This is a genomic window from Hungatella hominis, from assembly GCF_014288005.1.
Taxonomy (GTDB): domain Bacteria; phylum Bacillota; class Clostridia; order Lachnospirales; family Lachnospiraceae; genus Hungatella; species Hungatella effluvii.
The window spans coordinates 673,061-685,977 of record NZ_JACOPB010000002.1; the positions used below are offsets into that span (position 1 = coordinate 673,061).

A 12,917-nucleotide genomic window follows, 5' to 3' on the forward strand; every position below is an offset into this window, starting at 1 on the left:
GGTCATTTATACAGCCAGCATCAGCTCCATCCTCTGAATAATATGATCCTGATACTCCTTATCCAGTTCTACAAAATAACCGCTCCACCCCCACACACGCACGATCAGATTCTTATAATTTTCAGGGTGCTTCTGTGCTTCCAGCATGGTATCCCGGTTTACGGAATTCAGCTGAAGCTGGTGGCCGCCCAGATCCATGAAGGACTTTACCAGCACCGCAACCTTGGCACAGCTCTCCTCTGTCCGGAACACGGTGTCATGAAGCTCCAGCGTCAGCGGGCCGCCGTTAATCACCCGTTTTAAATCCGGTTTGGTGAAGGACTGGATAATGGAAACAGGACCCCTGCATCTGGAAAACAGGCTGGGAGAGTAATTGGCGCCAAAGCCCTCCCCCTTTCGCCTTCCGTCAGGCGTCGCCGGCAGGTTCTCGGCATGGCGGATGTAATACATGGCGGAACCCGTTCCCGCCCGGTAAATGCCGCCTCTGTCATTGACCCGCCCCTTTAGGGAATCGGCAAAATCATTCAGCAGCCGGGCCGCGATCTCATCCACATAATCGTCGTTGTTGCCCATCTTGGGGGACTCATAACGCAGACGGTTGCAGAGAAGTTCCTCGCCCTCAAAGTCATTCCCAAGGGCTTTCACCAGCGAAGAGGCATCCATGCTCTTTTCCTCAAAGACAAACTTCTTTACAGCCGCCAAAGAATCCGCCGCCGTGGCGATACCCGTTCCATGAAAACCGTAATTGTTGTATTTGCATCCCAGGGACACATCGGTTCCATTTTCACAGCAGCCATCCATCATCAGGGATAAAAACGGAGCGGGAAAAAGGTAGACTCCGTTTACCCGTTTACATAATTCATCGGCCTGTGCATCGATTTTATCCCGGACCGCTTTCTCGAATTCATCATAGGACCGGCACTGCTCCAGTTTTTCCATAGCCGCGTCGGAGACGGCCTTCGTGAAGGAAAGCGCCTCGATATTGGGTATATCCATGGCGGCGCCCGGAATGATGAATTCCCAGCAGGCGGCTACCACGTAGCGGTAAGCATCTTCTTTCTTATACCCCAGTTCCATGAGGCCCGGAATCACCACGTCGTCATTGGAATACTGGGGGAAGCCAAGGCCCTGCCTGGTCAGCTGTGTCCCCAGTATGTAGGTGCCAAGCGGCGTCTTCTCATGCACGCGGAGATTGATCTTGGGATCGATCACCTTCAGCTCAAGGCTGGCTTTTAAGCACAGCTCTGACAGAAGGTTATAGCTGTCCGAACCATCTTCATTCAAGCCCCCGAGCACCAGGCTCTGGCCGTTGTCTCCCTGCTGCATGCCCGGGTATAAGTCGCTGTCCCGGTTAAAGGTTAAGAAGAATTCTTCCAGCAGCTCCAGCGCGCTCTCTTCCGTATACAGTCCTTTATCCAGATCGGCCTTTAAGTAGGGATAGATATACTGGTCGAACCGCCCCACCGTATTGTGGTAGTTCCGCCCGCACCACATCGTAAAATGGATGATCCGAAACATAGAAAGCGCCTCCAGAAAACTCTGCGGCGCGTGCGCCGGTACGGCTTTCAATGTCCTGGCGATCACATCATTCCCTTTCTTTTCGGCTAATTCCTGATATCTGGCAGCAAGGGAAAGCACATGATCCAGAATATCGATCTGTAGCTTTATATAATGTGCCTTTGCTGCCTCCCCCACTTGGGAAAACTGCTGTCTGAGCGCTTCCAGCTCCGCCTTTTTCGCATCAAAGCCCTGATTCAGCAGCTTCGTATAATCGACACTGATATTACACACGTCTCCCTTTTCGTGAATCCAGTGTTCCTTTCGAAGTTCTTCCATCTCCGCTTCCGTAAAAATCTCCGGAATCGTTGTCACCGTCCTGGTAAATGCAATCCGCTCATCCTCGAATAAAACCGGCTCTTCCTTATCCAGTACATAGATCAGCCGCCTGGCCGCCCGGTCCACATCCGGAGTATGTTCCGCTGCAAACTGCTCCGCCAGCACGTAAGGGTTCTCCTCTTTCTGCCACATGGCCTTCTGCCCCTTATCCACCACAAAAAACTGACGCATCCTCTCAATTCTCTCTGTCATAATACCTCGCTCCTTATTCCATATTCTTCAAATATTTTCTGTGACACCCATACGGCCTGTTCCGGGTCAAAGACCGGCCTGTACTCCTTCTCCACCATGGCATACTTGGCCCCCGCCGTCTTATGGTAGGGCAGAAGCTCTACCTTGATCAGTGCCCTGGCCCCTGCGATCCATTTTGCAGTACTCCTAAAATTCTCCTCGTTGTCATTCACGCCCGGAATCAGCGGGATGCGGATAACAAACGGAATCTCCCCCTCACAGAGTATCCGGGCATTTCTTAAGATCCTTTCATTGTCCACTCCTGTATACTTTTTGTGAAGGACGGCATCAAACAGCTTGATGTCCATCATCACATAATCCAGATGGGCGCTCACACGCCGAAAGACGTCCTCCTCACAGTAGCCGGAGGTCTCTATGGCGCGGTGCACATCCGGAATACCGTATAAAACTTCCGTCAAAAAGTCCGCCTGCATAAGCGGTTCACCTCCCGAAAATGTCACTCCGCCGCCATACCGGGCGTAGTAATCACTGCTCTTTCGGATCCGCCGGATTAATTCCCCCGAGGTCATCCTTTCACCCGCAATCCGCCTTAAATGCAGCGGACATACAGGAATACATTCCCCGCAGCTGATACACGTCTCATGGCGGCACACCTCCCTGCACTTCCCGCAGCCAGTGCAGGAGGCGGTGCTGACCATCAGCTGGGGAACGCCGCTTAACCCCTCCGGATTGTGGCACCAGCTGCACCTCAAGGGACAGCCCTTTAAAAATACGGTCTGCCGAAGGCCCGGACCATCGAAAACGGTAAACTCCTCCACATCGAAAACCACTCCTTCTCTCATTTCCGCTCCTTTACATTAACGTTAATGTTATCGTTAATGTAATTATAGAAGACGGCCTCCGAAAAGTCAATAAAAAAAAGCGTCACATAGCATGACGCTTTCTATTCCCCTGCCCCCTCCGGCACGTAATTGGTAATCAGAACCTCCACCGTCACCGCGTCCCTATCCTTAAAATGATAGTTGCAGTTGGCGTAGCTCTTATCGATGTAGGTGATATGGTAATTTTGGCTCCATTCGATGAGAAGATCGTTGGAGAGTCCCTTGTGATACAGGACATTGGAGAGCGCAAACCTCGTTCCCTGACCGTTCAGCCGGTCCAGCAGCCCTAAGAGCGCCGCCTCCTCCTCCTCGTGCCAGTCCCGGAATCCGCGGTTCCCATCGTTATAGGAGCCGGTAGATATAAGATACGGCGGATCACAGTAAATCAGGTCGTTTTCTCCCAGGAATCCCAAATCCATCTCCCGGAAATCCGTAGTGGAAAATACGATATCCTTCTCCTTTAAGGCCCGGCAGAAGGCGGTTAAATTCTTCTCGATGTTTCCGTTGAAGGAGCTCCTGTTCGTCCCAAAGGGAGAGTTAAATTCATGGCTGTTATTAAATCGGATCTGATGGTTAAACGCATAGCAGGTCAGAACGAATAACTCAGTCAAATCTTTGCTCTCATTATAGTGGCGTCTCAGTTCAAGGTAGCCTTCCTTATTCTGCTGGGTCAGCTGGTACGCAGCGATCAGGCCCCGGATGCGCGTAAGAAGCACCTCCGTCTCCATCTCCCGGAACAGGCCAAACATCCCGATCAAATACGTGATCTGATCGTTGCAGAAGATGCGGTCCGCCTCCACGTTGATCCCCACGTTAAAGCCCCCGGCAAACAGATCCACAAAACTGCCGATCTGCCGCGGAAATGCGCCCAGAACCGGCTTTAAGATCTTATATTTGCCCCCGGTATAGTTCAGCGGGCTCTTTATATACATGGTTCCACCTGCTTTTCTACGTAAACGAGCAGTTCCTTTAAGCGTTCGGTCTCTTTCACCTTTCTGCTCTTATATCTCCTGTATGGAATCTCATAAATGTGAAATGTCTCCGGTTTTCCATACGTCTTCATGATTCTCTCGATGTCCTCCGTCGTCATCAGACCATCCGTGCTGTAGCTTAAAATGATGTGCTGAAAACGGGCGTTGCTGATGAGCCGTTCGAAGGCGTCGGTCACATTCTTCTTCATGCAGAATTCCGATTTCTGATTCTCATAAGGCCTCTGACCCGTGACGCCGGTAACCTCCGGGTAGTCATATCTGGCCGCCGTCTCCAGAACATGGTAATTCGGAAGATACTGGCGCTCATTGTAGGGCGGGTCAACGTAGAGAATATCGCCCTGCAGCCGTTTTAACAGCTCGGCCCCGTCCTCGTTGTAACAGCGGTTCTCCCTGTGATTCGTCGTCACATCCAGCCGGAACAGCTCATATTTCTTATAGCTGCGCCGTTCCCAGCTTTTGTGATACGCACCGTACGTACCGGAAGTATTGGATACAAACGGGATTCCCTCCACGATGCAGGCCACAAGATAGTAGTATTCATTCTCATCCAGCAGTCCCGCGTTCTTCCAGTCCTCCACGGTACATCTGGCATAGTCAATGCGCAGGGCGTTGTCATCGTTTAAATACATACGGCCGCCTGTTGGGGCGTACGTATTCTGAAAGAAACGTCTCTCCTGCACCAGGTCCTCCATGTCCCGGGTCTCTTTTCCGTTAAAGTACTCCACTGGGTCCGTAATGCCCAGTTCTTCCTTCAGCCGTCCAAACTCCGGCACACTGTCATTCTCTATGGTAGCGCGCTGCAGTACGTATGAAAAATACAGCAGATCGTTGGAATACACCTCATACCACTGCTTAAAATGTCTCGCCACAGCCGCTGTTCCCGAAAAAATATCGCAGAAGCTCCGGGCATCCGGCGCCTTTTCTTCTGCAACCGCTCTGATATGATCCAGCAGCAATGTCTTGCTTCCGATAAACCTCATTGTTCTTGTCCCTCTGTTTCGACTTTTGTTGATTCCCGTGAGCAACGAGCCTGTCGTTCCGTCTGATGGCAGCATGCCCCTTTTTATCGGGCACTGCCGTTCACGGGGCAAATCCCCCGTAGTTCGCTGCGGGGGATTTAACTGCACATAATTATTCTTATTTTACCATGCATTTTGCTTTTTTGCCATCAAAAAAGTTGACAGAAAAATATTTTTCTGCGGGGGAGTCTTATCACATCAGTTCAGCTGCTTTACCCTGTCCGATATGATTGATTCCACATCTTCCCTATTTACGTTAAGAGCGGCAGCCAGTTCCCGGTACAAAAAGTCTTCGGCCAGACGTAAATAGACGTCGTCCTTCGCCGTGTACCGTTTTCCGGTCTCCAGGCGTTTCCGGTTTTTCAAATAGATGGTCTTGATAATCCGGCTCCATCCCGTGCACTCATTTGTCTTCATAATTTCTCTGTACTCGTGTTCCGCTCTCTTCTCATCAGCGACCTGTATCATCTCCTGTCCCTGAATTCCGTCAATCAGATTCCATGCCTCCTGTTCCGTAATCGCACAGCGCATAGTAGCGTCCTTTTTATCCACCGGGGTATAGATCGTATTTTTCTCCGAATACAACGGTTCCAGTGTATAGTAAAGCCGGTCTTTCGCAGCCGAATCCATCTCCAGCTTTCCAATCGCCTTCACCACACAGATCCCATAGTTTCCATAGACAACATGGTCATTTACCTGATACATTTTTACCTCCTTTGAAACCAACCAACAGATACCGCCAAATCGATCATTCAGAGACAAAACCGCGTCTGAGAATAAAAAAAAGATGCTTCAGAAGTGATTGCATCCGAAGGCATCAATTTTGATTTACTTCTATTATAGCACATCATGCAGGCATTTGTCAGTATTTTTCCTGGTAATCGCCATACTCACTCCAAAACAGGCTACAGATCACAGCGCGCGGCGGACGAAAGGACAGGCTTCTTTGGAACGATCGTAACCAAAAGGTACAGCCTGTCATACTATATATCAGCAGGACAAATCCCTGCGGATCTTCTTCCCGATCATTATAGAAGATTTATCGTAAGTGATTCCGCAACAGCCGCCACAACAGCATTACCGGTTTGATCCTCCTTGCCGGCGCGGACTCTGCTTTCCGCAGGGTGACTGCTGCCTTAGCTTTCCATGTATGCTGTTATCCTGCTGCCGCAGGAGCGGTAAGAGAGTGTAAGATCATGAAGTGCTGTTTTTTGTTCCTCCAAATAAACAGAGAACGTGATTTACTTCCGACTTCCATGAAGGCTTTGATATAGATAAGAGGAAAACTCCCGCTTTATAACGGGAGTTTTTCACATTCTGCGGAGCGGGGCTGACGCCTGCCCGTTCTTCGGCTTCACCTACATACCGGGATTATGTCCCCAGAAATCACCGTACCGTTTCGAGAATGCCAGCGCTGCCTCATTCAGCATAGCACTGATGATTCCATACTCAAATTCAGCGATTCCCCTTCCCTCTTCCAGATAGATTCCCACCACCGCGTAGACGGTCTCATCCAGTCTCACGGGAAGATAGATTGCTTTCGCGCTGGGCAGGGCGCTCGTACTGCATCCGGCCCGTTTGCCATTGCTCATCACCCATCCGGCTGTGGCTGTCTCCTGCTGCTCCTTAAAAAAATCCAGTTCCGACGCCGCCACACCCTTTTTCGGATAAAAATCAGGCCCATTGAAGGAAAGCGTATGATCTCCTTCTCCCCGCAAATAAAAGATGACCGATAAATCCATCAGCTGGACGATTCGCTCCGCCACCTCATTCTCTACATCCCTGATCGTGACGCACCTTCTGAGCCGGGAAGAATTTTCCAGGAGAATCTCCAGACGATGAGACTTTTTTATCAGTTCCTGGGACTGGCGCTTGACGGTTGTGAGCAGCGTTGCAATGATAAATGCTGTAATTAAAAGCATGATCACATGTTCCCGCGCCATCCATATTCCCAATATCCGGAACACAAGAAAGGTGGCCAGGCAGGTAAACGCCGTAATCTTAAGCGTATCCATGTAAATATGTTTATACGCGGTCATTTTCTGCCCGAAGTCACTCATCGTCAGCGCACGCCGTTTTCCAGCCGCCGTCGCATCTGGTATGATGTAAATATCCAGGTTGGGGACGTACTGCGCCACCCGTTCCGCCGGGGTCCCCTTGGTCTGCCCCAGGATGATCCGGTGATTCGTTCTTCCCAGGACGATTTTTGATACGTTTGACACCCTGGCGTAGGCGGCGATCTGGTATGCGACGTCTTCCCCGTATACCGTGGCAATCTTCGCCCCCAAAGCCTTAGCCAGCTGTATGTTGTCTTCCAGAGCCTTCTTATTTTTCAGAGACGCCCCTGACGTCAGCGGCGTTTCGACATAGAGAGCCGTAAATTCCGCGTGAAATGCATATGCCAGCCTCGACGCCGACCGAATCACCTTCGCGCAGGTCGGGGATGGAGAAATACAGGTGAGTATGTGCTCTCCTGTATAATAGTCTCCCGTCTTTTGATGATTTTTCTTCTCTTCCACCGCCAGATGATTCACCCGGTCAGCCGTGCGCCGGAGTGCGATCTCTCTTAAGGCCGCCAGCTTTTCCCTCGTAAAGAAATGGTTTACGGCCCGCTCCGCCTGCTCTTTTTTGTAAATCTTTCCCTCTGAGAGCCTGATTAACAGCTCCTCCGGCTCTATATCCACGACCTTAACCTGATCGGCGTGGTCAAACACGCTGTCCGGGAACTTTTCCCGCACGGTAATTCCGGTAATACTTCCCACAATGTCGTTTAAGCTTTCGAGATGCTGAATATTTACGGTCGTCCACACATGGATTCCCGCGTCCAGCAGTTCCTCGATATCCTGGTAGCGTTTCATATGTCTCAGACCGGGAGCGTTAGTGTGAGCCAGCTCATCCACCAGGCAGATCCGGGGATGGCGTTTTAAAGCGGCGTCCAAATCGAATTCTCTCAGCTTTGTTCCTCTGTATGATACCATCAGCGGCGGAATCGTCTCAAGTTTCTCGGCCATCTTCTGAGTATCCCGGCGGACATGAGGCTCTATGTAACCTGCTGCCACGTCTTCTCCGCTGTCGGCAGCCTCATGGGCGGCCTGCAGCATGGTATATGTCTTTCCGACACCGGCCGCGTAGCCCAGATAAATTCTGAGCTTTCCGCGGCCGCCTTCTTCCTGCTCTTCCTCCTTAAGCCTGGCCAGCAGCACTTCCGGATCAGGGCGCGTGTCATTTTCCTGCATTACCCTATCCCTGCTCTCTCGTAATCATGCCCAATGCTTCCGCAATGTCCAGGTTGCATCCCAGCACGTTGACTGTCTCTTCCCCAAATATGCCCAAAACCTTTCCTGTTGTGTTTCGGTCGATGATATCATTAAGCGCCTCTTCCGTCAGGCCGGATGCCTTCGCCACTGCCCCAACCTGTACCTGCGCGCCCTGAACCGTTATATGTGGGTCCAGTCCGGAACCGGAAGCGGTCAGGAGGTCTGAAGGAATGTCTTCCTGCTTCACATCCGGGTGCGCCTCCATCCAGGCTGCCATATCTTCTTCCACACGTGCCTTTAATTCCGGGTTGGAGTTTGCGTAGTTAAACGATCCGGAAGATACGCCGCCGTAGCTGCCGTCCTCTTTCTCCTCGTCCGTGTAGCAGTTATAATTTACGGAGGACACTCTCCCATGGAAAAAACGGGAATCCTCGAACTGCTGTCCTACAAACTCTGAGCCTACCACCTGCTCCTGTCCGCCCACCTGGACCGTAATCAGGCTGCCGTTTGCCTGTTTCGGGAAAAATGCCTGCCCGGCCAGTGTCAGCGCCGCCGGATAGACAACGCTGCACAGGACACCCAGGACGATGGTGCATATCAATGCATTTTTTAAATAATTCATAAATGATTTCATCCAAATCTCCTTCCATACGTTCTCTGCCCATTAGTCTACAGGCCCAGCACGGCCAGCAGCGGGGCCACAATCATATCAATCAGTTTAATGCCGATAAACGGCACGATCACTCCGCCGACACCGTAGATTCCCATATTTTTCAGCAGCATTTTTTCCGAACGCATCGGTTTATACTTCACGCCGCGCATGGCGATGGGGATCAGGCTCGGGATAATGACTGCGTTAAAGATCAGAGCCGACAATATTGCGCTGTACGGGGTTGTCAGCTTCATAATATTCAGCATGTTCATCTGCGGAATCACCAGCTGGAACATGGCGGGTATGATTGCAAAATACTTCGCAACGTCATTTGCAACAGAGAAAGTCGTTAAGGAACCTCTCGTGATCAGAAGCTGTTTTCCAATCTCGACCACCTCCAGAATCTTCGTCGGATCCGAATCTAAGTCTACCATGTTGGCGGCCTCTTTGGCGGCCTGTGTGCCCGAGTTCATTGCCAGCCCCACGTCCGCCTGAGCCAGGGCCGGCGCATCATTGGTTCCGTCTCCCGTCATGGCTACGATCTTTCCTTCTGCCTGTTCCTTCTTAATCTCGGTTATCTTGTCTTCCGGCCTGCACTCTGCGATGAATCCGTCCACGCCGGCTTCTTTCGCAATGGTGGCCGCAGTCAGGGGATTATCTCCTGTACACATGACCGTCTTGATTCCGATCTCCCTTAACCTGGCAAAACGTTCCGCCAGACCAGGTTTGACCGTATCCTTTAAATAGACGACGCCGTAAATTTTATGATCGGCACAGACGGTAAGCGGTGTTCCGCCCAGTTTCGAGATCTCTTCCACAATTTTATCCAGGTCCTTCGGGATTCTGCCGCCTTCGGCCAAAACCAGCTCTTTTACGGCTTCTCCCGCACCTTTACGGATCCTGGTGCCGTCAGATAAGTCCACCCCGGACATTTTTGACTGAGCTGTAAATTCAATAAAGTTCATTTTTCCCGCCATCGATTTTTCAACGCGGCTGCCCATTTTATAACCCAGATCCGTAATGGATTTTCCCTCCGGAGTGGCATCTTCTAAGGAAGCGAGAACGGAAAGGTCGATTAAATCCATTTTGTCTATGCCTTCCACGGGATAAAAATCCGCAGCCAGACGGTTTCCAAAGGTGATGGTACCCGTTTTATCGAGAATCATGGTGTCTACGTCACCGCAGGCTTCCACCGCTTTTCCCGACATGGCAATGACATTAAACCTCGTCACCCGGTCCATCCCGGCGATGCCTATTGCGGAGAGCAGGCCGCCAATGGTAGTGGGGATCAGGCAGACCATGAGCGCCACAAGGGTTGCAACCGGAATTTGAACACCGGAGTAAACCGCAAATGGATAGAGGCAGACTATGACAATCAGAAATATGATGGTCAGGCCGACCAGCAAGGTGTTAAGAGCTATCTCATTGGGCGTCTTCTGCCTGGATGCCCCCTCGACCAGAGCAATCATCTTATCGAGAAAGGAGCCGCCCGGCTCCGCTGCTATCCTGATCTTCAGCCAGTCGGACACCACCGTGGTGCCGCCGGTTACTGATGAGAAATCGCCGCCTGCTTCACGAGTAACCGGAGCGGATTCACCGGTAATGGCCGACTCATCAACGGAGGCAATTCCTTCGATTACCTCTCCGTCATTGGGAATCAGCTCATTGATTCTTACAATGACCACGTCCCCCTTCTTTAACTCAGAAGCGGAAACCTCCGTTTCAGAGCCGTCGTCCCTGAGTAAATGGGCGACCGTATCCTTCTTCGTCTTCTTCAGCGTCTCCGCCTGGGCCTTTCCACGTCCCTCAGCCACCGACTCGGCAAAGTTAGCAAATAAGACCGTAATAAAAAGGATCAGCGTCACAATCACATTATAGGTTCTTAAGGACGCTGCCGGAAGCTTACCGGCAAGTGCCTGCACATCTCCAAACAGGTTGGGGACGAAGCAGAGAACCAGAGTAATAAGAAATCCGGCTTCCACCACAAACATCACCGGGTTTTTAAGCATATATCTGGGATCAAGCTTCTGAAACGCTCCGATTACGGAGCTCTTTAATATGTCACGCGTTATAAACTTTGTTGACTGTTGTCTCTTTTTTGACATTTGAAATTGCCTCCTAAACTCAACTCTATAACGGAAACCAGTTCGTCAGATGTTCTGCGACCGGTCCAAGGGCAAGTGCCGGGAAGAACGTCAATGCCGCGAAAATATATACGATAAATACGAGTATCAGTGTAAATATCACATTATCCGTTCTGAGTGTGCCGATTGTCTCATTTACCCTGCGTTTTGCAAGGATACTGCCTGCGATTGCCAGTTGAATGATAATTGCCGGAAAACGTCCGAAATACATGGCCAGTCCTGCCGTAATGTTCCAGAATGCGGTATTGTCAGCGAGCCCTTCAAATCCGGAGCCATTATTGGCGGCGGAGGAACCATACTCATACAAGACCTGTGTCAGCCCATGGAATCCGGGGTTTGTGATACCGGCCAATCCGCCCGGCGTTGCAACGGCCAGTGCGGAGAAGCCAAGAATCAGGAGCGGATGCACGATCAGACAGATGGCAACCAGCTTCATTTCCTTTCCTTCGATCTTCTTTCCTAAATATTCCGGCGTACGGCCGATCATCAATCCGCACAGGAAAACCGCAAGGATTACGTACATGATCATGTTCATAAGACCTACGCCCTTACCTCCAAATACACAGTTCAGCATCATGTGCAGAAGCGGCACCATGCCCCCCAGCGGGGTCAGCGTGTCGTGCATATTGTTGACTGTTCCCGTGGTAAACGAGGTAGTCGTTGTGGTAAAAAGAGCTGACTGGGCGATACCGAACCGGACTTCCTTTCCCTCGTAGGAGCCCATACTCTGATTCAATCCGACTCCTGCCAGAATGGGATTCCCTGCCTTCTCTGCTGTATAGCAAACGGTGATGCCGATCAGGAAAATAATTGCCATTGCTGCAAATACCGTTCTGCCCTGACTGCCAAAAACAGTTTTTTTACCGGTTCCCCGGCGTCTGTCAGCTATCATATGTCCAAAAGCAATCACACAGGCTCCGGGCAGTATCATCATGGAATACAGCTCTGCCAGATTGGTAATAATTGTCGGATTCTCCAGCGGCGTGGAAGAGTTTGCCCCTAAAAATCCACCGCCGTTGGTACCGACGTGCTTAATGGATTCCAAAGCCGCGATCGGACCGGTAGCAATATCCTGCCATTTTCCTTCCAGCGTATGTACGGTGAAATTCGTCTGGAAATTCTGCGGCGTCCCCTGCCAGATCAGGATCAGGCCGACGATAAAGGAGAGTGGAATCAGAATACGGGTGGTATTTCTGACCATATCCTCATAAAAATTCCCCATAGGCCGCCCCGACAGACCGCGGCAAAATGCCATGCAGGCTGAGTAACCGGTTGCAGCCGAAGTAAACATCATAAATATTATAACGGCCACCTGACTTAAGTAGGATAGTCCCGACTCACCGGAATAATGCTGGAGATTCGTATTGGTCATAAAGGATATAATCGTATTATAGGAGAGCGTTGGTTCCATGGCTCCGATTCCGTTGGGGTTCAGCATCAGCAGCCCCTGCGCTCTAAGTACCACATATCCGATTAAAATCATTACCGCGTTGGCCATAATAAGGTTCAGTGCATAGACCTTCCAGTTCATACTCTCACGGTTGATCCGGCAAACCCTGTAAATCAAATTGTCAATCCTGTCAAATACCGGATCTGCAAACGTCTTTTGCTTCGCTGCCACATGATACAGATAAATTCCAATGGGGATTACCAGTATCATATAGATAAGCAATGTCATCATAATCTGAAACATTTCAGTTATTCCTCCTCATATCTTCTGCCCTACAGTCTCTCAGGATTAACCAGGGCATACACCAGATATGCCGCCAATCCCGCAATGATAACGCCTAAAATCACCATACCGCTCACTCCTTGTCTGCTGAATTGTCTATTCGTAAATCTTTAGGGCGTGTTCCCTTTTATTCGCTTACACGCCTTATTTCT

At 50.7% G+C, this 12,917-nt stretch carries 10 protein-coding genes; all 10 read right to left on the reverse strand.

Annotated features, from left to right (window positions below; translation table 11 throughout):
• Nucleotides 1-6 precede the first annotated feature (6 nt).
• Nucleotides 7-2,088 carry a pyruvate formate lyase family protein gene (locus tag H8S75_RS07295; protein ID WP_187020372.1) on the reverse strand — a complete coding sequence of 694 codons (2,082 nt, stop codon included), beginning with the start codon at nt 2,086-2,088 and terminating at the stop codon, nt 7-9.
• A complete protein-coding gene (locus H8S75_RS07300) occupies nt 2,085-2,930 on the reverse strand; it encodes a glycyl-radical enzyme activating protein (RefSeq protein ID WP_187020374.1) in 846 nt (281 codons plus the stop codon). Before H8S75_RS07300 ends, H8S75_RS07295 begins: the two co-directional genes overlap by 4 nt.
• Before the next feature lie 101 nt (nt 2,931-3,031).
• Nucleotides 3,032-3,901, reverse strand: a complete 870-nt coding sequence (locus H8S75_RS07305) for a Dam family site-specific DNA-(adenine-N6)-methyltransferase (RefSeq protein ID WP_187020375.1) — start codon at nt 3,899-3,901, stop codon at nt 3,032-3,034.
• Nucleotides 3,892-4,941 carry a DNA adenine methylase gene (locus tag H8S75_RS07310; RefSeq protein ID WP_187020377.1) on the reverse strand — a complete coding sequence of 350 codons (1,050 nt, stop codon included), beginning with the start codon at nt 4,939-4,941 and terminating at the stop codon, nt 3,892-3,894. The genes H8S75_RS07305 and H8S75_RS07310 overlap by 10 nt, the downstream gene beginning before the upstream one ends.
• 237 nt (nt 4,942-5,178) lie before the next feature.
• On the reverse strand, nt 5,179-5,685 hold the full coding sequence (locus H8S75_RS07315; protein WP_187020378.1) for a CarD family transcriptional regulator: 507 nt from the start codon (nt 5,683-5,685) through the stop codon (nt 5,179-5,181).
• Between the two features lie 653 nt (nt 5,686-6,338).
• Nucleotides 6,339-8,216, reverse strand: coding sequence for a sensor protein KdpD (locus H8S75_RS07320; RefSeq protein ID WP_187020380.1), 1,878 nt, complete (start codon nt 8,214-8,216; stop codon nt 6,339-6,341).
• Nucleotides 8,217-8,220: 4 nt separating this feature from the next.
• Entirely contained in the window at nt 8,221-8,871 is a 651-nt protein-coding gene (gene kdpC, locus H8S75_RS07325) for a potassium-transporting ATPase subunit KdpC (RefSeq protein WP_187020381.1), read from the reverse strand.
• 35 nt (nt 8,872-8,906) lie between these two features.
• Nucleotides 8,907-10,994, reverse strand: coding sequence for a potassium-transporting ATPase subunit KdpB (kdpB, locus tag H8S75_RS07330; RefSeq protein WP_187020383.1), 2,088 nt, complete (start codon nt 10,992-10,994; stop codon nt 8,907-8,909).
• A 25-nt stretch (nt 10,995-11,019) separates the two neighbouring features.
• Nucleotides 11,020-12,726: a potassium-transporting ATPase subunit KdpA gene (gene kdpA, locus H8S75_RS07335; RefSeq protein WP_187020384.1), complete on the reverse strand. Its 1,707-nt coding sequence runs from the start codon at nt 12,724-12,726 to the stop codon at nt 11,020-11,022.
• A gap of 29 nt (nt 12,727-12,755) precedes the next feature.
• Nucleotides 12,756-12,833 carry a K(+)-transporting ATPase subunit F gene (gene kdpF, locus H8S75_RS33575; RefSeq protein WP_117502747.1) on the reverse strand — a complete coding sequence of 26 codons (78 nt, stop codon included), beginning with the start codon at nt 12,831-12,833 and terminating at the stop codon, nt 12,756-12,758.
• Nucleotides 12,834-12,917 lie beyond the last annotated feature (84 nt).